Here is a 22,006-nt window from a genome sequence, read left to right on the forward strand (position 1 = left end):
AGGCAGACTCGATAAGCCTTCATCGACGAATTTCTTGCGAGCCACCTTACCCATCGCTTACAGCATGCGCGCATCGTGGATACCGCGATAGACAAGCTGCTCTACTATTCGGGCACAAGTGTTCTCAAAATTTCTCATTGTCTTTCTTTTGAGTCGAAATGAACCCAATCCATCCTCTGCAGACATCAGCACGAAGGCCAGAGAAACAGAACAAACGAAAGGTCCGCCCAAATGGTTCCAATGATCGGCCTAGGTAGCCGTTAGGACAGCCAGGATATTGTGGATGAACCGCGCTCCGTACTGTACGAATTTTTGCAACGGGACCCCGAAATCATAACGTTGTTTGAAACAAGCGAGTGCGCAAATTACTTTACGACCTGCTGTTGTGACCCATAAAAGCGGAGACGCTCTGATGACTGGACAGACAACGAATTGGTTCGGCATTTTAAGTATAGTCTCTCTGACAAAGCGGAACTTCACTAATCCGTTGATGCAGCGCGGAAAGAAATTTCTCTTCTGCGCGATTAAGAACAGTGCTGGGATTATGAACCACATAAATGTCGATAGCAGGAGGGCTTTCATATGGTGGTAGTCGCCAGAGAAGCTTTCCATCAACATCGGGCTGTGCAACGTGAAGAGGCAGGGCTCCTATCCCCAAGCCTGCAACGATCATACGTCGAACTTCTTCAGCATTTGCGGACATTCCAATAATCCGAGAGTTGAGTTGTGCTTCCTCACGCAGAATAGCCACAGGGCGCAAAGCATCTGTAAGAATATCAGTTTTGAATGATACAGATGTTTCTCCACGCAGATCTTGTAACTTCAGATCGGAAAGTCCGTATAGGCGGTGAGATGGGCCACAAAAGAAGCCGAAATACTCACGGAAAAGCCTCACATATTTGAGCTTATCATGCTGCTTGTGAACCAGACAAATTCCGATACTTGCTTGCTTTTGCAAAACGCTCGTTGTCACCACGCTGCTGGTCATGACTTCAATACTAAAAGTCACTTCGGGGTTTTCATGATGGAAGTTTTTGAGCACTTCATCAAGAATCGGAGAAACAACATAGCTTGCCAAGGCGATTGTGACATGCCCGGTTATCTCTTCTTTCATGTCACGGATGAGCACATCTAATCGCGAAACACTTCCGAAAATTCCAACCGCTTCCTTATAAAGAAGAAGTCCCGCAGCCGTAATTTCAAATCGGCCCATCGCACGATCAATCAATCGCTTTTGTAGTCTGTCTTCCAGTCTTTTCAAAGCGTTGGATACAGTGGGTTGTTTCAGCCTCAAGCGATTTGCTGCTGCAGTAATGCCCCTCTCTTCAACGATGACGATGAAAGTGCGCAGTAAATTCCAGTCGAGTTCCCAAGGAAGTTTTTTAATGCGGTTTGATGAGGATGGTTCAGCAGCAACCATGGCATTCTCTAAATCTATGGGTAACATTTCTATTATCTATTTTGAAAATGACCCGCTTTCATATCACTATGCAAGCAAAATTAACCACAACCACCTGTGGGGGAAATCTGAAATATGCGGGACCACGTTTCCTGGATGCGCCCATGGCTCTTATTGACACCGGCTTTAACGACGGTTGCTTTATTGCTCGTCATACCTGTCGGGTTCATCATCGTTTATTCATTCTGGTTAAGCACAAGTACCGGAACGGATTCCGTTGGCTTTTATCTCGATAACTGGACCGAAGTTTTAACGGACCCATTTTATAGAGACATTCTCTTTAAGACACTGCGCATCGCATTTCTGACGACGGTTGCTTGCTCTATATTGGGGTATGCACCGGCATATTACATCGCGACGTCGAAGAGCCGTTATAAGCCACTGTTGCTGTTGTTGCTTATACTTCCCTTTTGGATTAGCTACATAATTCGGACCATGTCCTGGATCAATATTCTTGGTGCCGCGGGCGCAATTAACTCCGTCTTACTCTGGATGGGACTGATCAACAAGCCTGTGCAACTGCTCTATAATGAGGCCACCGTCATTCTCGGGCTCGTTCACTACCTGCTGCCATTCATGATACTCAATGTTTATGTGAGCGTAGAAGCCATTGATCGTAATCTGGTCGATGCAGCGCGTTCGCTTGGTTCAACGAGCTTTCAGGCGTTTCGTGAAGTAACTTTGCCGTTATCCCTGCCGGGTTTGGCCGCAGGCGGATTACTTTGTTTCGTCCTTAGCGCTGGAACCTATATCACTCCCGCAATCCTCGGCGGTCCGCGCGATGCCATGTTCGCCAATCTGGTTTTTGATGCTGTTATTACGCAGCTCAATTGGCCGTTGGGCTCTGCACTTTCCATCATCCTGCTCATTGTTCTGAGCGTTGTTGTGATCATTTATAATCGCTTGATTGGCATAGGCCAGCTCGCAAAAAGTTTTCAGTGAGGCTGCAATGACCACATCATTCTGGCTCCGGCTCTATACAATCGCTGTCTATCTTTTCATGTTCCTGCCGATCGTCGTTGTCGTGCTGCTGGCATTCAACGCTAACCAGTTTGGCACGTTTCCGATGGAGGGGTTAAGCCTGCGCTGGTTTATCCGTTTATGGGAAAATGACGCGATCATGCGCGCTTTTCGGGTTTCGCTGCTGCTGGCATCATTGACCGCAATCATATCGACCACCCTTGGCGTGCTTGCCGCCCTTAGCCTCGTTCGATACCGCTTCAGGGGCAAAGAGGGCATTACAACGCTGCTGATTGCTCCGATTTTAGTGCCGGAAGTGGTTCTCGCGGTCGCATTGCTGCTGTTTCTGCGTTGGCTGGATTTGCCAAAGAGCTTTCCGCTGCTTCTCTTGGGTCACGTTGTGTTTACGCTGCCTTTCGTCCTTCTTGTGGTTCAGGCACGGCTCGCAAGCATAAAGCGCGACTATGAAGAAGCTGCAATGAGCCTTGGCGCCGGACCGATTCAAACCTTCTTCGTCATCACACTTCCATTGCTTATGCCTGCTGTATTTGCCGGGCTTCTATTTGCTTTCACCATCTCATTCGATGATGTGACTGGCACTTTGTTCTGGAAGCCGGGCGGAATTGAGACTGTGCCCACACAGATTTTCGCAATGCTTCGCAACTCGATTTCACCAGAAATAAATGCACTGGGAACTGTGATGATCGTGGTGACTGTAACTCTGCCAGTGGTCGCCCTCGCCTTTGCACGCTGGCTGGTCATGCGACGAAGTTAGTGGTGTTTCCGGCTTTGATTGAGTTGGAAGAATAAATGCAAGCCTTTGTTTATAAATAAAAATATGAATGTAAGTTGGACTATCGGCAATACTCTGATCGAAATAAAATTGTTAATCAAAAAGCAAAAAAGGGGAATATCAATGGATGATACAAAACGGTACGAACGTTTGTTGGATCGCTATCGTCATGGAGACATAAAGCGCCGTACGTTTTTGGGTTTGATCGGTGCATCTGCCGCAGCGTTTGGTGTCATGGGTAAACCATTTGCCGGCTACGCATTGGCTGCCAAGCCCGATGAAGTTCGCTTTGATGGCTGGGGCGGTGTGGTTTCCGATGCCTTCCGCAAACATGCATTTGCTCCCTATACTGAAAAAACCGGAATTCAGGTTGTTGATGGAACATTTGGCGGTGCAGATGAATATCTAGCTCGGGTGAAGGCCGGACGTCCGGGCGAGTTCAATATTGCACACCTGTCGGGTGTTTTCGATTATGCCCGTTACAATCAGCAGGGACTGGCTTCGGAAATAAACGAGGCAAACATTCCAAATCTCGCGAATGTTATTGTTCGATTGCAGGATGCACTGCGCCCGATTACGGGCGGTAAACTCTCCGCTGTTCCTTACAATTATGGGACCACCAGCATTGCTTACAACCGGAAATATATTTCCGATGAAGAAGCCAAGGAAAAGGGCGCAAAGCTTCTTATCGATACGGCCTATAAAGGTAAGCTCGGTGGCTGGAGTGAATGGAAAACCCGGATTTGGTATGCCGCTTTGCAAACAGGGCAGGATCCAAATGACATCAAAGACGAAGATGTGATGTGGGAGAGCGTTCGTACGAGCCGCGACAACGTCCTTAAATATTGGAGTTCGGGCGCCGAACTGATGAGCCTTCTGGCTGCCAACGAAATTTACGCAACGGAGGGCTGGTCCGGACGTATTCGTGCTTTGCAGGATCAGGGCCATGATCTGGGCTACCTTGATCCCGAGGGTGGACTTGGCTGGCAGGAATGCCTTTTCGTATTGAAAGGAAGCCCGATGGAGGCGTGCGAGGAATTGTTGAACTTCATGCTGGAACCGGAGGTCGCAATCGCGGTTGCCGAAGGTCAAAGCTATCCGCCGGCGCTTGATCCGCAAAAGGTTGACCTTGGAAAAGTGGTGCCGACGCTGCCAGCATTCGATCCGGAAGGAAAGCTGACGTCGCTCAATTTCTTTAATCCTGACTATTGGAACAGAAATGAAGCCAAATGGTCAAAAGCCTACAGTCGTGTAGAGGCTGGCTATTAACTGAATGCAACGGGCGGGGCCGTTGGTCCCGTCACCGCTGATGTTTTCCCATAGAACCAGGATCAAGCGAGTATCGTGTTGAATACACCTCAAGTTGCTGTCGAACTAAATAAACTCGTAAAACGCTTCGGTGATGTGACTGCCGTACACGAGATCAGCCTAGAGATAGAAGAAGGAAGCTTCGTGACCTTGCTTGGCCCCTCAGGCTGCGGCAAGACAACGACATTGCGTATGATCGCGGGGCTGCTTTCGCCAAGCTCTGGTGCCATCAAAATTAAGGGTAAGGACGTTACCACGACACCGATCCATCGGCGTAATCTCGGTATTGTCTTTCAGAATTATGCATTGTTTCCGCATAAAACAATTTTCGATAATGTTGCTTTTGGTCTTAGATATCGCAACATCGCCAAAGCCGAGATTGTGCGGAAGGTCCGTGACGCGCTTGAACTGGTGCAGCTACCGGATGTTGCAGAACGGTTTCCGGCTCAACTATCTGGCGGACAGCAGCAACGTATCGCACTTGCACGCGCGATTGTTATCGAGCCGGATGTGTTGTTGCTCGATGAACCTCTTTCTGCGCTTGACGCTAACCTTCGCGAAAATATGCGCGTTGAACTCAAACGAATCCAATCAGAGTTGGGTATCACAACAGTGTTCGTGACACATGATCAGGCGGAAGCACTTGCGATGTCTGATCGGATTGTGGTGATGCGGAGGGGGCATGTGGAGCAGGTGGGGGTGCCTGAAGAGGTATACAATCAACCCAGAACCGCGTTTGTGGCCAATTTTCTAGGCAACTCGAATCTCGTGCCTGCCCGAATAGTGGAAAAACGTGGATCGCACTTTATTGCTAGTATTGATGGTATTGGAACGTTGCCAATAGAGGTTGCGCGATGTGGGACCCTTTGTGAAGGGGATGAGGCATTGGTCGTGATCCGTGCTGAACGTCTTTACCTTAAAGAAAGCGATGTTCCAGCAACGCTTGAAGACGACATTTTGCAATTGTCCGCTCGTGTGACCGATGTCGATTATCAAGGACAAATTGCGCGCTATTTTCTCGATTCGGGTGGTAAAACCTATGAGGCATTGAACACGATTGATCGTACGCCCTTCAAAAAGGGGTGCGTATTAAACGCGGTTATTCGCGGCCGTGATTGCGCGTTGATTCCAAAATCTGAAACATAGAAAGCGATTTCAACGTGACGGTATCAAACGCCGACGTCATCTCGCATGCAATTGACTCTTCTACAAGGCTCGATCGATGAATTTTATCTTCTCTGAAGCACAGCGCACTCATGACCCGCGCCACTTCTTGTCTGCTGGCACGCGTAAGCAAAATCCTGAGGTACCAGAGCGCATCGATAGATTGTTGTCGGGTGCAAAATCAACCGGTCTAACGTCAATGGAGCCGGCTGACTATGGAATGTCACCAATTTCGGCTGTCCATACGCCTGAATATCTCCATTTCATGCAAAATATTCACAATGAATGGTGTAAATTTCCTGGCGCTGCAGACGAGGTGATCCCCAATATTCATCCTGCGAGGCGTGATATTTCTTATCCTCTTTCATGGCTGGGGCGCGCAGGCTATCACATGGCAGATACGTCATGCCCCATATCGGCTGACACTTGGAGTTCTGCTTATTGGAGTGCACAAACCGCGGTGGAAGCTGCTCGTCATATCCAGAACGGTAGTGACTCTGCTTACGCTCTCTGCCGCCCGCCCGGCCATCACGCATTCAATGATATGGCGGGGGGCTTTTGCTTCCTAAACAATTCAGCTATTGCTGCCCAACAGTTACGCCAGACTTGTGAGCGCGTTGCCATACTTGATGTAGATTTGCATCACGGAAATGGAACACAAGGCGTGTTTTATAGTCGTAAGGACGTTCTCACATTATCGATCCATGTTGACCCAACTTCATTTTATCCGTTTTTCTGGGGGCATTCTTGTGAACGCGGAGAAGGAGAGGGGCTTGGCTACAATCTGAATATTCCCCTAAGTCTCGGATCTGGCGACGATGTTTTTCTGAATGCGTTAAAAGTGGCTATCGCCCGCATTCATGCATTTCAGCCCGATGCATTGGTGATAGCATTGGGACTTGATGCATCATCTGAAGACCCCTTCGGTGGCCTGACAGTCACCAATGATGGGTTCTCCCGGATTGGGGCAGCCTGCGGTGATATAAGATTGCCGACCGTCATCGTCCAGGAAGGTGGATATCTTTCCGATGCACTTGGAAAAAATCTCACAGCATTTCTAAGCGCTTTTTTATCGAAACGTATATCTTGAAGCCTAGCATTGTCACATTAAAGCGCATGCAGTTCATTGCGTTCTGGGATGGGCTCAAATTTTACCACCCATCCCGTTTTAAAGCGGAAGGAATATTTGGTTCCGCTTTAAAAGGTCTGATCGTTCTGGTTTTCATCTATCGTTTGCAGATGAATTCATGGGGTCCCGTTGTAAAATTCGGTCGGCAGGTAGCAAGCCTTAACTGTAGAGATACACTTATGCTGTGAGCGCTGTGAACTGTTGTCAGAGTGAAAATGGTGTCAAAAAAGGAAATTTAATCCTTCGTATTCTTTTATGAAGGGCCGTGACATTAGGTTGCGGTTCTTCATATTTTATAGAATGCTTTATTGAAGGATAAAGCGAAGTGCCTTTATTGAAGTTTAAGATTCTCAACTTCACTGAATACACGAAAATAATTCAACCCAAGAATACCGTCTGTTTCCTTTTCCGTAAAACCACAATGCATCAAGGTATTCTGTAGTTCACTAAATGCTGTGTAGTCACTGAACAAATTGGACTGCAGTCCGCACCTATCGGTTCCAATAGCTATGTTATTTACGCCGACTAAGTCCGCCGCTTTTTTAAGTCCTATCGCATAATCCATAATTGAGGGAAATAATATCGAGTTAGGCCATATACCAATCAATCCGCCTTGATTTGCAATTTTCAAAGCTATTTCCGAAGGTAGCTTTCTCGCATCGTCGTCTCCCGCTTCCCGTATTGATGTGTGCGAACAGACTACGGGTGCGCTTGTTTCCTTGAGAACGTCATTCATTGACTTCTCGGATAAGTGTGCCAAATCAATGATAATACCTAAGTTATTGCAAAGCTTGACTGCAGATAATCCAAACGTGCTTAAACCTCCATATTTCTCTGGTTCAGTTTGATTGTCAGCTAATTCACTCGGGTAATAGTGTACTAACCCTAGTTGTCGAAGATGGCGATACTGATAGTCGAAAGCTAATTGGCGTAGATCCTTCTGAAGATGATCCGCGCCTTCAATTCCGACGATTATCCCTCTTTTCCCTACAATTGATATTTGTAAAATATCACTGGATGACTTTATAAACTGAAGATCAGATTCGTTTATTGTCCATTTTAAATTCTCAAAAGCTTTATCGGTATAATCCACGATCTGGTGCTCATTTTTGGGTTCCTCCATAACCACTTTTCCGTTCTCAAAATGCAGTAAACAACCATCAGGAACAATATTCTGAACGGTTATAGCCAGACCTGATTTTCTCATCAGATCGCCAACATCTTCTGGTGTCGTATTGGGATATAGAAGTTGTTCACTGTGGCAATGTACATCAACAATAAGGTTGTTTCTCATCTTGTTCTCCTATCATCGCTTCGAACAATTACGAGCGATTGAGATTGTATCCGAAGATAGCGGCCAATAGGATTATCTGAAACTTCGAATGGCCCCGAAAACCACCATTATAAGATGCAGTTAATGAATATTAGAGTAACTAAGTCAGCTACGTTTTGTGATAAAACTCTTCGCACAATAGTTCCAAACTGCACGAAATATCAAGCTATTAGTGTGCGGATCATTGATATTTATAATGAGGTACAGTGATGCTACCTACAGTGGTATTACTTGGGGTATATTGCTTCTCTCCAGCAGGAAATAGGGAATATGGAGAGGGAGCTGTGATGGATAGCTTTTATAGTCAACCACTTGCCATATGTGGCATTGGATGCAGATTTCCTGGTGGAGTTGATGACAGTAGTTCGTTTTGGGACCTTTTAACTGAAGGACGTGACGGAATTGTCCCGGTTCCACAAGATCGATGGTCATCGAGCAAATTTTTCGATCCAGATGTTCGAATCCCAAGTAAGATGTATGTAAATGCTGGTGGATTTATAGATCAGAATATAAATGAATTTGATGCGGAGTTTTTCGGCATTTCGCCGAGAGAAGCGTCCAGGCTTGATCCTCAGCAACGCATTCTTTTGGAAATTACATGGGAAGCGCTAGAAGACGCTGGCATAAGTTTGTCCGATATCGTGGGAACCTCAACGGGAGTGTTTGTCGGTGGTTTTATGGCTGACAATTTACTCACCCAACTTAATCCACTCAATCGCGATATGATAGGTGCGCATAGCGAAATTGGTTCAACGCTAGGTATATTATCGAACAGGATATCTCATTTTCTGGATTTACAAGGCCCGAGCATGACAGTCGATACCGCGTGTTCATCATCCTTGACCGCTTTCCATCTTGCATGTCAGTCACTACGGTCATTTGAATGCGATACTGCGTTGGCCGCTGGTGTTAACATAATGATACGTCCAGAAAACCACATTGCACTGTCCAAGGGGGGATTTCTGGCAAAAGACGGACGGTGCAAAAGCTTTGATGAGCGTGGAGATGGATACGGTCGCGGAGAAGGTGCAGGGATAGTCGTGTTAAAACGGTTAAACGATGCAATCCGTGATAATGACAACATTATATCAGTCGTGCGGGGCACATCAGTCAATCAAGACGGTCATACCGACGGCATTACAGTTCCAAGCGGTGAAGCGCAAACTTCCCTGATCCGTAAAGTGTACGGGCTATCTCATGTTGATCCGATTAAAATTGGTTATATCGAGGCGCATGGTACAGGAACTAAAGTTGGAGATCCTATCGAAGCAAATGCATTAGGCAACGCTATAGGGGTCTATAGGGCCTCAGAAAATCCTGCATATATTGGTTCTGTAAAATCAAATATCGGACACCTTGAAGCGGCAGCTGGGATTGCTGGAATAATTAAGGCTTCGTTGGCGTTGAAACACGGAATAGTACCTAAGCTCGCAAACTTAAAGAACCCCAACCCCAATATTCCATTCGAAAAGATGGGGCTAAGGCTTCCGATAGATAATATCGAAATGCGTGAGCCTAAGGGAGAGAGATACTACGCTGTAAATTCTTTTGGGTACGGTGGTTCAAACGCGCACGCGTTGCTGCAAGACTGGGTTGAAAGCAAAGCACACCCACAAGATCATTCTGCCTCGCCTTCCTTTAAATACCTTCCCTTATCTGCACGGAATGAAAAAGCTTTGCGGCAGCTCGCCGAAAGATATTCTGATATATTAACCGAGGCCAATGTCAATGATGTCTGCCATACAGCGTCGTGTCGACGTTCCCATCTTGAATATAGGTTGGCGGTTTTTGGCAATAATGCTTCAGATTTAGAACAACAATTAAAAGCATATGCCGCGGGCAATGATCAAGATATTATTGCCGGGAAGACTGCTTTTAAACCCAAAAAGCCGGTTTTTGTTTTGACGGGCATGGGGCCTCAGTGGTGGGCCATGGGAAGAGAGCTGTATCAATCCGAACCAGTCTTTCGATCCACTGTCACTACCATTGACGAAGTGTTCGAAACTTTCGCTGGTTGGTCAATTCGCCATGAAATGTTGGCTGGCGAAACCGAATCCAGGATGGCACGAACTGAGGTTGCCCAGCCAGCAAATTTTGTTCTGCAAGTTGCTCTGGTAGAGTTATACAAATCCTGGGGGGTGAAACCTGCTGCCATTGTTGGTCACAGTGTAGGTGAAGTCGCCGTCGCTTATTTATGCGGTGCCTTATCACTCAATGAAGCTGTTCAAGTCTCATTTCATCGCAGTCAACTGCAACAAAGACTAGCAGGAAAAGGTGGCATGCTGGCTCTGGGCGCAACAGAAGAGCAAGCTACGTCAATGATAAACGGATACAGCGACGTTGTCTCTATTGCCGCCATCAACAGCGATAAATCTATCGTACTGGCCGGTAACGTAGATGCTTTGCAGGCAATTGCGGGGCAAGCTGAGAAAGAAGGGATTTTTAATCGCTTTCTAAAAGTCGAAGTCCCTTACCACAGTCCGGTAATGGACGAGATTAAATCTGATCTTCTCTCAATGCTGCACCATCTAGGTCCCAAACTACCCCAGATGCCGACATGGTCGACAGTTACTGGCATGAAAGTAAACGAAATCAATTTTGATGGAGATTATTTCTATGAGAATGTCAGACAACCAGTTCGGTTGGCTGCTGCATTGTCGGATTTGATGAATGCAGGATTTGAATCATTCATCGAAATTGGACCCCATCCAGTTTTATCAAATGCTATTCAGGAATGCGCTGCATCGTTGGGAAAGACTGTATCGGTTGTTTCGTCACTGCACAGGGATAAGCCAGAGCTTGAAACTCTAAGAAGAGCGTTTTCTCAACTCTATGTAAATGGCACAACAATCGATTGGCGAGCTTCCTGCCTTAGTGAGGGAAACAAGATTGATCTGCCACATTACCCTTGGCAACGAGAAGAATACTGGGAAGAAGCGCAGACCGCCGCATCTGATCGCCTAGAGCCATTGACTCATCCATTAGTTGGTTTTGAGATGCCGACCGCAGTGAAAGGTTGGCAAAATGATCTAGGTGGTGTGAAACAAACCTACATCAATGAGCATAAAGTCGATGATCTAGTTATTTTCCCGGGAGCTGGATATATCGAAATAGGGTTGGCAATTCATTCCCGTCTTGATGAACGAAATTTAAAAGAAATCCTGAACGTTAAATTCGGTAAAGCCCTGGTTGTGAACACACATGAAGGGACGAAAATCCAGGTTTTCTATGACAAAGAAACGTCTAGCTGCAAGATTTTCGGTTGGGACGAAGCTTCCGAACAATGGACATTGCATGCAAGCATGGAACTTGGATTTGATGTGCAAAGTGAAAATCACAAGCAAATTAATCTGAGCGAATTAAAGTCAAAAATTATACACGAAATTGACGGCTTGAAGCATTATAAAATCATGTCGTCGAGGGGACTAAATTATGGATCAGCCTTTCAAGGTGTCAAGAAAGCATGGCTGGGCGAAAATCTTTGCTCATCGTTGGTGAAAGTCGAAGTTCCACCTGAGATTCAATCCGATATCAAAGATTATTTTCTGCATCCCGCAGTTCTTGATGCGTCCTTTCAATCCATTCTGCAGACAATAGAAAATCCCGCAAACCGAGACTTGTATCTGCCAGTTAGTGTTGATCGTGTCCTATTTTATAATAAACCCGAGAGCTTATTATATGCCTACGCGACCAGAACGGAGACTGACGGAAGAACGCTGAAAGGTGATATCATCCTGGTGAATGAAAATGGCGAAATTTGCGCTAGCTTTCATGGAATGGTTATTCAGGCAATTACCGATAAAATCGCGCAAGCCAACAATGCTCTCGATGATAAATTATTCGGTCTAAAATGGGTCGAGGCTGCGAGACTACCTCAAGCTGAAGCTGGTAAACATGTCTTAATTGGACGTGGGGGTGCTGCATTCGAAGCGATCAGAAAAAGTTTTGATACAAAAGTAGAAAACTTTTCTATCATAATCGAAACAAATATGGTTGCTGCTATCGATGCTTATAATAGTTTGGTCGCAAACGATATTAATTCCGAAATTAAATCCGTTTCTCTTATGTGGGGCAGCGAAGATAAAAAAGACATTTGCGGGATTGAGCAATGTTCTGAAATGTTGATGTTTCTACAGAACTCCTTAAAGCATCATAGCAAGAAGAAAATTATAATTAATATTCTAACATCAGACGCTCAACAAACGAAGGACGAGTTGTCCGAACAACAGCTATCTTCTGCGGCAACAGTAGCAATTTCAAGAGTTGCAATTGCGGAACAACAGATCCTGCCGATCCGAAATGTCGATTTGACCATCGACCAGCTTTCTATAGAGCGCGCCATCACCGAGTGTATTTCCAGTATCTCCGACGACGATATTGCGCACAGAAGCGAAGGGCGTTTCGTGAGAAGATTGACGCAAATAGCAAAATCAAAATACACGCGTGAGAACACATTCAAGATCGATGGCGACAAAACCTATCTCATCACCGGAGGGTTAGGAGGTTTTGGTCTCGAAACAGCAAAATGGCTGGTGAGTAAGGGGGCTAAACATTTGGTGCTTGTTGGACGCTCGCACAAGAATACTTCTGATGTACTTGATGAGCTGACCATTTTGAAAGCTTCAGGTGCTGAGGTCGAAATTATGACGGCCGATATGTCGGATTTTGACCAGGTAAAAAGCCTGATGAGTTCCATTCAGAGTAGGGATCACCGACTTGCTGGAATATTTCATGCTGCTGGGGTATTGGACGACAATCCGATTGATTCCTTGCAAAAGTCACAAATCGAAAACGTCATGATGCCAAAGGCAGTAGGAGCTTGGAATCTCCATCTTGCCACTGCTAATATTCCTCTGGATCATTTTATCATGTTTTCGTCTATCTCGTCGTTGGTTGGTACGCCGGGGCAAGGAAGTTATGTCGCTGCAAATGCATTTCTGGATGCTCTTGCAATCTATCGTTCTGCACAAGGTCTTGCCGGTACTGCTATTAATTGGGGTGTCATAGGTGCGGTCGGAATGGCTGCACGAAAGAAAGAACTGCTTGGTTATCTTACGGGAACTGGCTTCGATAAAATGCATCCGCAAGAAGCGCTTTCAGGCTTAGATACAGCGATAGAGTTGGGGGTGAGCAATATTGGAATTGCCAATATGAACTGGCATTCATTTGCGCCCCTCTATCCAAGTTGGGCGGCTTCAAAAAGAAACGAAGAAATCACTAAGTTGATTGACTTCACCGCTGGCCATCAATCTTCTTCAAGTGAAGAAAGAGGCTTTTTCAAAGATATAGAACACCTACAAGATAGATTTGTGCAGATAATAAGCAATGTTTTACATGTTGAAAAAGACCGAATTGACCTCGGGAAATCTCTGATATCGATAGGACTTGATTCTATTCTCGCTATAGAGATGCAGGCGAAAATTGAAGCGGACTTAAGATTAAAGTTGTCCGTACTCGATCTCTTACGTGGTGTTTCGATTCGAGAACTTGTCGATAAGTTATTCGCATCAGTTGATCATTTACAGTCTGATGAGGCGGAGGGAAATTCATCTTCGAGCAAGACAGATGAATTGATAAATATCGAAGACATTGATGCTTATCTTGATAACTTATCTGATGCTGAAGTCGCTTTAATCTTGGAAGGTAAGGTATCTGTTGAGACTGGAGCACGATCATGATGCGGGACTTCGATCCAGATACCTTGCGGCAAAAGGCTAAAGAGTTTCTTCTATCTCGTGCTCACAGAAAATCAGATGCTATGCCATGTTCCGAGGGGCAAAGGTCGCTTTGGTATCTCCATCAAATGGCTCCCGAGAGTGCGGCTTATAATGTTGGCTATGCAATCGAAATTGAAGGCCCAATCGATCATAAAATCATTCGAAAATGTTGTCGGGATATCGTCAAGCGCCACGCGGAATTGCAGTCGGTATTTTCGAGTACAAGCGGTTCTCTGCTTAAGAGAATTGAGGTTGGTGAACGCCTAGATTTCAAGCAAATCCCTGTTGGGATCGTCAGTGATCGGGAAATCAGAGATATTGTAATCAAAGAGTATAAAAGGCCATTTGATTTGAGTTGCGGCCCTCTAATAAGATTTGTAGCTTTCGATTTGAAAAATGGAAACCATATCTTTCTTTTGGTAGCACATCACATAGTTTGTGATGGAGACTCCCTTTGGTTGTTACTTGACGAACTTGGAGATCAATACTCCCAAACAGTTGGTGGGGGAGGTGAATCTGTTGTTACAATAGATTCATCCTATGACGAATTTGTCGCCAGTGAGCAGGCTTTGATCAACAGCGGATCGCTCTCTCCCAGTTGGGAATACTGGCGAAGCAAACTGGAAGCCGCACCAAATCCTATTGATCTTACCTTGGCCAACCCCAGGCCGAACAGTCAAAAATTAACTGGATTATCGCGGCCGTTACGCATGAGGAAAGAATTAACCGGTGAAATCAGAGCGAGAGCAAGAGAGATCGGCGTTACGCCATATGCTTTCCTGCTTGCAGCATTTCAGGTGTTGATATCCAGATATGGACGCGAGAACGACATCATCGTTGGCGTTCCTTCGTCACTCACCCGCGCAGGTTCATACCAACAAGTCGTAGGTCATTTTGTCAATCAATTGCCTATTCGCTCCGTTCTTACCGGAAATATGAATTTTCGAACGTTGGTGGAGGAAGTTTTCGATCAGTTACTTTCAGCAAGAGAACATGGCAATGTTCCTTTCGGGGAGATGGTGAAGAGATTTTGCCCCGTAAGAACACCCAACCGCTCGCCAATTCTTCAATCGTCTTTTGTACTGCAAAAATCTCCAAAAAGTAATTCAATCTTTGATTTAACCGTTCCAGAAGGTGAACGTAGGTGGGGCCAATGGGGCGGACTAAAAGTTTCCCATTTCGATTTCGCCCAACAGGAAGGCCAATTGGATATCACGTTGGAGCTCATTGATGGTGTGGACGAATTTTTCGGACGTGTAAAAACCGATGATCATCTTTTTAGCGCGGAAGATACAGAACAACTGGCGAGTTCGTTCGTTGCGCTGGTAACGCATGCTGCCAAAAACCCAGCTTGCAATATTGAAGATTTAAAAATTCAAAATGACGACGACCGTGACATGATGCTAAGTGTATCAGGAAATTTATGTCGCAAGTTTCCCGTCGTGATTAATTTAGCGCAAGCATTTAGCGAAGCAGTTAATCGTTATCCCACCAGAATTGCTGTAAAATTTGATGATTCAAAGCTGACTTATGCAGAGCTTGACGCTCGTGCAAACGAGCTTGCAGATTATATCGTTGCTCAAGGAATGCACCAGTCGCGCATAGGGCTTTGTGTTGATCGATCTCTGGACATGATCATCGGAATTCTAGGTATATTGAAGGCAGGCTGTGCCTACATACCAATTGACCCTAATAGCCCTTCAGCCAGACAGCAATTTATAGCTCAAGATAGTGGCGTTGAATTATTGCTCACTCAAAGTCACTTACGTGATCGTATTCAGGGATTAAACCTTAGCACTCTCTGTCTCGATGCTGATTGGGATATGATAGCAAATCAAAAGGGAAAAGTCTTACAGATTGAAGCGGTCAGTCCCGACAGCGAAGCATATGTTATTTACACGTCCGGGACTACGGGGCAGCCGAAGGGCGTGGTTATATCGCACAAGAACGTAATAAGATTGTTTCGCACAACAAACGACTATTATGGGTTCAATGAACAAGACATATGGCCTTTGCTGCATTCATTCGCGTTCGATGTGTCCGTATGGGAAATATGGGGAGCATTCTTATATGGTGGAACTCTGATCGTTGTGTCTCATGATATTATACGATCTCCAAATGAATTGACTGAGTTACTGATTGCCGAAAAGGCCACCATACTAAATCAGACTCCGTCTGCGTTTAGATTGTTAATGAAAGCAGACAATCTTAGCGATCTGGCATCTAACGGGAAATTGCGTTTGATCAGTTTTGCGGGCGAAGCGTTGGAACCGCAGAATCTCAAACAATGGGTTGATTTGGCAGGCGATGAAAATCCCAAGATTGTAAACATGTACGGTATTACCGAAACCACAGTGCATGCAATGTATCGAAGGATATTCAAGCAGGATTTGTTAAGTCATTCCAGCATGATCGGTGAGCCATTCCCCGATTTGAGAATATACATTTTGGATGAAAGAATGGAACCTGTTCCATATGGAGTACAGGGTGAGATTTATGTTGGGGGCGACGGTGTCGGTATTGGATATCATAATAGAAAGGATTTGAACGAACAGAGGTTTATTACTGATCCGTTCAAACGGGAGGCTAATGGGCGTTTATATCGTTCAGGGGATCTAGCTATTCGACGCCGCAATGGTGACATTGAATATTGCGGCAGGATGGACCGCCAGGTTAAAATCCGAGGGTTCAGAATTGAGCTTAGCGAGATAGAATATACACTGTCTGAACATAGCATGTTGAATGCGGTTATTGTTAGGGTCTTGGGAAGTGGCGAAACCTCTACAATTGTCGCATATGTCGTAAAAAGAGACAGCAAAAACGCGGATTTGACTAGCCGTGAACTTCAGCGATTTCTATACAAGAAACTGCCTGACTACATGGTTCCTTCTCTATTTGTGTTTCTCGATAGTTTTCCCTTGAATGCAAATGGCAAGATCGATGATGCGAAATTGCCTTTGCCTTTGCTCGATAAAAAATTCGAGACAAGTTCTTTTGTTCCGCCTCGCGATAATGTTGAGCGTAATCTCATCAGGATCTGGCAAAAAATCTTGAAATGTGAAGGTGTCGGCATTGAAGATAATTTCTTTGATTTGGGAGGGCATTCTTTTGTTGCCGTAGCAATGGTGGCAGCAATTGAAACGGCCTTTGGAGTCAAGATTCCAGTATCTTCGGTGCTTTACAATCAGACGATTACAAAAATTGCTGAACTCGTCAGAGCGAGTACGAATAGCGTCACGAATTCTCCATTGGTTGCCATCAAGGAGGGTTCCGGCGACAGGAACATCTTTTGTGTCGCTGGTGGTGGTGGAAATGTGGTCTATTATTACCATTTGGCTAGTCATTTATCGAACGAAATAGGTTTCTACGGATTACAAGCATTTGGACTTGACGGTTCCGAACCAAAGACGAACGTTGTTGATGCAGCCAAAGCATACATTGATCATATAAAATCGATTCAACCTCTAGGACCTTATTTGTTGGCTGGGCATTGTTTCGGTGCTTGGATTGCATACGAGATCGCTAATCAACTTGTACTCTCAGGAGAACAAGTTGAAAGGCTCTTCGTTATAGACGCACCCGCACCGACAACCGAATTGGCTCAGCACAAGAATTTGTATGATCGCTCCGATCCGGCTTGGGTAACAAAATTTGTGAAGGCGTTCTCTGAAGGAATTAATATCAATATCGAACACAAAACTAACGATAGTGAAAAAACGCAAACCGAATTGCTGAATGATGTCGCAATTCATTTTGAAAATGCCGGATTGCTTCCAATTGATGCCGGGCGGAAGCAGATACATGCATTGTTTGATGTTTTCGTGAACAACAATCTCGCTGTGTATTCTCCTGCAGAAGGGCATTTATTGGCAATCACGCTTTTTAAAGCGAATGAATTCCACTCAGACTATGATTACTCAATGGTGGAGGATGAAACCAAATCCTTCAGTTGGGCAAAATTTGCTCGACCGCCGATCAATGTCCATGTGGTGCCGGGTAATCACATTACGATGCTTAACGACGAAAACGTTTCGGAAATCTCAGATTTAATATCGAAATCAATTACGGGAGGTGTATCTTCTAATGACCAGTATTCAGTCCGTTGAATTTCTTGATAACCATCGAAACAGAAAATATAGCGCGTTTATAGAATTTTCAGGCGCTCTTTCTGACACAGGGAACTATGATTCCATTCATGGACCCTCGCCTGCACCATTCTTTGAAGGTAGAACTACAAATGGTGCCGTTGCGGGTGAACTTGTAGCTCAAAAGCTCGGTTATCAGGCAGATGCGTCGATGCATCTTGTTGGTTCAGTTAAAGGCAATAATTTCGCCGTTCGTGATGCTATGGCTTCTGGAGACCGTCCTGAAGATTTGTCAGGGCAAGTCAGCGCTTACCTTGATAGCGTTGACGGTGTTGCAGACTCCGACGCTTTATTCTTTGTCTTTAATGGTGGGAATGATGTTATTCAGGCAATATTGACTCAAGACAATGTTAAATCGGTTGCATTGATTTTGGAGGCCGTTGAAGGTCTGGAACGTGCGCTCACACGCTTGGTTGAGGCCGGTGCTCAACACATCTTGGCTCCCGATTTTATTGATGCATCGCTTTTGCCTTTGATCATCCAGAAGAAAGACGTCGTTAGAGGTCAGTTGATTTCGGAATTCTTCAATCGCAGTTATCGACGAATGCTCTTGTCGCTTGAGCAGAAACTCAAATTTAAATTTATACGTTGGAGTTTTGACGTATTCTTTAAAAAACTCATCCACGAGGGTGAAAGCTTCGGATTTATTAATACGACAGATCCATTCAGCACAATGCCTGATAAAGAGCATCTCGACATCAAACAGTTTGTCTTTTTGAGCGAGATATTTCCTACCGCGCGCGCCCATGAACTCATGGCGGAATCGATTTTAAAGGTCATCGCCAAGCAGGAGTAAGTAATATGTCAAGCGTTGAACGTTTGGATGCGAAATCCAAAACATCAGAACTGGCAAGCTATTCCAGAGCCGTTAAAGTTGGTGATTTCATATTTGTGTCTGGAACACTAGGACGCAACTCTGAAGGAGATATCCCTAATGTCGGTGATGCGGGAGGACAAACGGAAATCATACTCCAAAGGATAGAAAATGCATTGAAGGAGATGAATGCTGGACTTGATGACGTTGTCGAGACCCGGATTTTCGTAGCTGATATCAAAAAATGGGAAGGCGTTGGTGTCGTGCACGGCAAGGCATTTCGAAAAGCAATGCCAGCGACGACTTTATTGCAGGTTTCGGGGTTTGCCCATCCTGAAGCATTGGTCGAAATTTCGGCTATTGCGTATTCCCCGAGATCATGAAAATAGCTTGGGATCAACTAGTAAGTTTGAGTGATAAAATCCAAACCTATTATGGATTGGAATCTCATTCTTATTATCGAGATGATCTCTCATACTTTGCTATTTTTGTCTCAACACAACATTTCAACGTCGAATTCGAAAATGACGCAAATTTATTCCTTACTGACGGAGAAAAGATAAGGGCTGGAAAATTCGTTAATAAAGCCGATGGGATTGAATATACAACTGCGCATGCGATCCTAAAACTCGCGTTGATTGCTGCGGGTTATGAATGGAAGAGCTTTTACTTACATACACCTTCGCTGGGGGCAAAGCCTGTTCTGCGAGGCATTGGAAACTGTCAGTACCCAGATGTAAGTTTAAGTCACACCAAAGGTGGGGTTGTTGTTGGGATATCTTGGGATTATCGGATTGGAGTCGATGTTGAAAAAGGAGACAGACGAGAAATTCTTGATAATGCCCGCTATTTTTGTACAGACAATGAGCTTAAACAGGCAATCCTTCATAATCAGAGAAATAACGAAGGTTATTTCGTCAGTCTTTGGGTGGCTAAAGAAGCCATTCTTAAATCAGCAGGACTGGGATTGCTTGTAAATCCGACGAACATCGAAATTGAAGTTAAGACGCAAAAGATAGTCGAATTGCGGTCCAAAGACTTGCAACCATTTGATTGGGAGCTAAAAATTTGTCAGCCAACAGTAAGTCATCTTTTAGCTGTAGCCTTATCGAAGAGAATTTTCCAATAGAAGGCGGTTGTGCTTGCGGTAACGTAAGATACAAAATTAATGGACCTTGGGATTTGGGTTTCAAATGCCATTGCAGGGACTGTCAGCGTTCCAGTGGATCGGCATATGCCGCGATTTTGGTGATTGATGAAGATAAAATTCATATTTGTGGTGGACTGCAATTTTATACTTCAATTGGAGATAGTGGACGAGACGTAAATCGTGGCTTCTGTGCGATTTGTGGGAATTATGTTATAGTTAAAATATTCATTTTGGACAGTAAGTTGGGCATCTATGCCCCAACCCTCGATGATCCTTCTCTGTATTGGCCGGAGATAAGCGTTTACACCTCGAGCAAACAGGAGTGGGATAGCTTGCCGGAAGGCATTAAAATATATCCAAAATTGAGATCAGACCATACTGGTTGAGGTATTCTTCTACGGCAAAATTAATCCAAAAAACTCAATGGGAGGGAATGCTAAATGTGTAAAATGTTTGCAGAAATCGATCCACAGTTTTATGAGAGCCAAATACGATCTGTTCGTTTGAATGGGCATTCGACTTCTGTACGATTAGAAGTATTGTTCTGGAATATCTTAGATGAGATCGCGCGAGAAGAGAACAACACAATTGGCAGGTTTCTTTCTCGTCTTCATAACGAAGTATTGCATTTTAATGGTGAGGCAAGTAACTTCACCTCATTGTTGAGGTGCGCCTGCTTACGCTATATTCAAGACAAAGGTAGCAGTATTCACTATGAAAATGACATTCGGGTGATCAATCTAGGGCGTAGACTCGTAAACTGAGGCACCGTATACGGATAACAGAGGCGGTTCGGGAAGTCTGCATAGCTAGGATAAGTGGAATTTCTACCTGAGTTCGGCTTAGATGCCGGGAACAGGAGATATTATGACCAGACGACTGCGCTGGATCCCCGCAGTTTGGGGTGCATGCCAACCAGATCAAGCAGTGGACTCGTTGATGGTGACGTTGCCCCCAAGTTTTATCCAGTTTTGAGTTCGCTCCAGCGGTTTTGGGTTGCTGTATTCGGGGCGGTAGCGGCGGGTTGCGGTGCGGAGCCGTTCCGGCTGCGCAGCACCGCATCACGTCGCGGGTTGATTGTCTGAGCGAACTCGGCAGGCGTCATCCAGCCGAGTCCAGAGTGTGGTCGATGATCGTTGTAATCGCTGCGCCAGTTTAAAAGCGCTGATCGTGCATGGGTCAGTGACGAGAAGAGCGTTTCATTCAGGAGCTCGTCTCGTAGCCGTCCATTGAAGCTTTCGATGAAGGCGTTCTGGATCGGTTTGCCAGGCGCTATATAGTGCCATTCCACTTTGGTCCGATCCGCCCAATGCAGGATTGCGTTACTGGTGAACTCACTGCCGTTGTCACTGACGATCATCTTCGGCTTGCCACGTCTTTCGATGATCCGGTCCAACTCACAGGCAACCCGCAAGCCGGAAAGGGACGTATCGGCGACGAGAGCCAGACATTCTCTTGTGCAATCATCGACGACCGTAAGCACCCGAAACCTGCGGCCATCGGTGAGCTGATCTGACACGAAGTCCAGCGACCAGCGATCATTGGCAGCCGTCGGGATCAACATCGGCGCTCGGGTGCCTATCGCCCGCTTACGCCCGCCACGCTTGCGTACCGCCAGCTTCTCCTCCCGATAGAGCCGGAAGAGCCGCTTGTGGTTCACAAGGTGACCCTCATGCCTGAGCAGCACATGAAGACGTCTATATCCAAAGCGGCGACGTTCATGCGCCAGCTCCTTCATCCGCTCGCGAAGGTCATGGGCATCGCTGCGCCTGGTTTCGTAACGGATCGTCATACGGCAAAAGCCCATGGCTTTACACGCCCGCCGTTCGCTCATCTGGTGGTGATCCATCAGATGAGCGACAGCTTTCCGCCTTGCTGCGGGCGTCACCACTTCTTTCCCAAAAGGTCTTTCAAAGCGGCGTTGTCGAGCATCGCATCTGCCAGGAGCCGTTTCAGCTTCGTGTTTTCGTCTTCCAGCGTCTTCAACCGCTTGGCCTCGGACACGTCCATGCCGCCGAACTTGGCTTTCCATTT

The 22,006-nt window shown here is 45.7% G+C and carries 15 protein-coding genes; 12 read left to right on the forward strand and 3 right to left on the reverse strand.

Annotation, left to right across the window (positions count from 1 at the left end; translation table 11 throughout):
- Positions 1-445 precede the first annotated feature (445 nt).
- Complete coding sequence (locus tag CEV33_RS21440; RefSeq protein ID WP_094542395.1) at positions 446-1,420, reverse strand: LysR family transcriptional regulator; 975 nt, start codon at positions 1,418-1,420, stop codon at positions 446-448.
- 135 nt (positions 1,421-1,555) lie between these two features.
- Between CEV33_RS21440 and CEV33_RS21445 the strand changes: the two genes are divergently transcribed.
- The 5 genes from CEV33_RS21445 (at position 1,556) to CEV33_RS21465 (ending at position 6,774) form a co-directional block, all read left to right on the forward strand.
- Positions 1,556-2,401, forward strand: a complete 846-nt coding sequence (locus CEV33_RS21445) for an ABC transporter permease (RefSeq protein ID WP_208620241.1) — start codon at positions 1,556-1,558, stop codon at positions 2,399-2,401.
- A 7-nt stretch (positions 2,402-2,408) separates the two neighbouring features.
- The gene (locus tag CEV33_RS21450) at positions 2,409-3,194 is read left to right on the forward strand and encodes an ABC transporter permease (RefSeq protein WP_094542397.1); all 786 of its coding nucleotides are present in this window, start codon (positions 2,409-2,411) and stop codon (positions 3,192-3,194) included.
- 18 nt (positions 3,195-3,212) lie between these two features.
- Positions 3,213-4,481: an extracellular solute-binding protein gene (locus CEV33_RS21455; protein ID WP_235818490.1), complete on the forward strand. Its 1,269-nt coding sequence runs from the start codon at positions 3,213-3,215 to the stop codon at positions 4,479-4,481.
- Positions 4,482-4,556: 75 nt separating this feature from the next.
- Entirely contained in the window at positions 4,557-5,666 is a 1,110-nt protein-coding gene (locus CEV33_RS21460) for an ABC transporter ATP-binding protein (protein ID WP_235818491.1), read from the forward strand.
- A gap of 76 nt (positions 5,667-5,742) precedes the next feature.
- Complete coding sequence (locus tag CEV33_RS21465; protein WP_094542399.1) at positions 5,743-6,774, forward strand: histone deacetylase family protein; 1,032 nt, start codon at positions 5,743-5,745, stop codon at positions 6,772-6,774.
- Between the two features lie 370 nt (positions 6,775-7,144).
- Here the strand turns inward: CEV33_RS21465 and CEV33_RS21475 are convergent, their stop codons facing one another.
- Positions 7,145-8,107, reverse strand: coding sequence for a dipeptidase (locus CEV33_RS21475; protein WP_094542401.1), 963 nt, complete (start codon positions 8,105-8,107; stop codon positions 7,145-7,147).
- A gap of 326 nt (positions 8,108-8,433) precedes the next feature.
- On the opposite strand from CEV33_RS21475, the gene CEV33_RS21480 reads away from it, so the two are divergent.
- The 7 genes from CEV33_RS21480 to CEV33_RS21510 all read left to right on the forward strand — a co-directional run bounded on the left by CEV33_RS21480 (position 8,434) and on the right by CEV33_RS21510 (position 20,736).
- Positions 8,434-13,824, forward strand: coding sequence for a type I polyketide synthase (locus tag CEV33_RS21480; protein ID WP_167388209.1), 5,391 nt, complete (start codon positions 8,434-8,436; stop codon positions 13,822-13,824).
- Complete coding sequence (locus CEV33_RS21485) at positions 13,821-17,969, forward strand: non-ribosomal peptide synthetase (protein WP_094542403.1); 4,149 nt, start codon at positions 13,821-13,823, stop codon at positions 17,967-17,969. The genes CEV33_RS21480 and CEV33_RS21485 overlap by 4 nt, the downstream gene beginning before the upstream one ends.
- The gene (locus CEV33_RS21490; RefSeq protein WP_094542404.1) at positions 17,947-18,804 is read left to right on the forward strand and encodes an SGNH/GDSL hydrolase family protein; all 858 of its coding nucleotides are present in this window, start codon (positions 17,947-17,949) and stop codon (positions 18,802-18,804) included. The genes CEV33_RS21485 and CEV33_RS21490 overlap by 23 nt, the downstream gene beginning before the upstream one ends.
- Positions 18,805-18,809: 5 nt before the next feature.
- Positions 18,810-19,205 (forward strand): Rid family hydrolase, encoded by a 396-nt coding sequence (locus CEV33_RS21495; protein ID WP_094542405.1) that lies wholly within the window; start codon positions 18,810-18,812, stop codon positions 19,203-19,205.
- Complete coding sequence (locus CEV33_RS21500) at positions 19,202-19,951, forward strand: 4'-phosphopantetheinyl transferase family protein (RefSeq protein ID WP_094542406.1); 750 nt, start codon at positions 19,202-19,204, stop codon at positions 19,949-19,951. The genes CEV33_RS21495 and CEV33_RS21500 overlap by 4 nt, the downstream gene beginning before the upstream one ends.
- 53 nt (positions 19,952-20,004) lie before the next feature.
- Positions 20,005-20,358 (forward strand): GFA family protein, encoded by a 354-nt coding sequence (locus CEV33_RS24830; RefSeq protein WP_407923798.1) that lies wholly within the window; start codon positions 20,005-20,007, stop codon positions 20,356-20,358.
- A 63-nt stretch (positions 20,359-20,421) separates the two neighbouring features.
- Entirely contained in the window at positions 20,422-20,736 is a 315-nt protein-coding gene (locus CEV33_RS21510; RefSeq protein WP_235818493.1) for a ribbon-helix-helix domain-containing protein, read from the forward strand.
- Positions 20,737-20,933: 197 nt separating this feature from the next.
- Here the strand turns inward: CEV33_RS21510 and CEV33_RS21515 are convergent.
- Positions 20,934-22,006, reverse strand: a protein-coding gene (locus CEV33_RS21515; RefSeq protein WP_094542416.1) for an IS3 family transposase whose coding sequence is annotated in 2 segments (ribosomal slippage) — positions 20,934-21,874 and positions 21,874-22,006 — 1,074 coding nt annotated over the 2 segments. Because the reading frame shifts where the segments join, the coding sequence is not laid out codon by codon here. This gene is flagged as partial in the annotation.

The sequence above is a fragment of the Brucella grignonensis genome (assembly GCF_002252505.1).
In the GTDB taxonomy this organism is placed as follows: domain Bacteria; phylum Pseudomonadota; class Alphaproteobacteria; order Rhizobiales; family Rhizobiaceae; genus Brucella; species Brucella grignonensis.

Bases quoted from the DNA above. Each gene is read 5' to 3' on its own strand.
- CEV33_RS21465 (WP_094542399.1), top strand. From the start codon at position 5,743: ATGAATTTTATCTTCTCTGAAGCACAGCGCACTCATGACCCGCGCCAC.
- CEV33_RS21500 (WP_094542406.1), top strand. From the start codon at position 19,202: ATGAAAATAGCTTGGGATCAACTAGTAAGTTTGAGTGATAAAATCCAA.
- CEV33_RS21480 (WP_167388209.1), top strand. From the start codon at position 8,434: ATGGATAGCTTTTATAGTCAACCACTTGCCATATGTGGCATTGGATGC.
- CEV33_RS21450 (WP_094542397.1), top strand. From the start codon at position 2,409: ATGACCACATCATTCTGGCTCCGGCTCTATACAATCGCTGTCTATCTT.
- CEV33_RS21440 (WP_094542395.1), bottom strand. From the start codon at position 1,420: ATGGTTGCTGCTGAACCATCCTCATCAAACCGCATTAAAAAACTTCCT.
- CEV33_RS21485 (WP_094542403.1), top strand. From the start codon at position 13,821: ATGATGCGGGACTTCGATCCAGATACCTTGCGGCAAAAGGCTAAAGAG.
- CEV33_RS21445 (WP_208620241.1), top strand. From the start codon at position 1,556: ATGCGCCCATGGCTCTTATTGACACCGGCTTTAACGACGGTTGCTTTA.
- CEV33_RS21490 (WP_094542404.1), top strand. From the start codon at position 17,947: ATGACCAGTATTCAGTCCGTTGAATTTCTTGATAACCATCGAAACAGA.
- CEV33_RS21495 (WP_094542405.1), top strand. From the start codon at position 18,810: ATGTCAAGCGTTGAACGTTTGGATGCGAAATCCAAAACATCAGAACTG.
- CEV33_RS21475 (WP_094542401.1), bottom strand. From the start codon at position 8,107: ATGAGAAACAACCTTATTGTTGATGTACATTGCCACAGTGAACAACTT.
- CEV33_RS21510 (WP_235818493.1), top strand. From the start codon at position 20,422: ATGTTTGCAGAAATCGATCCACAGTTTTATGAGAGCCAAATACGATCT.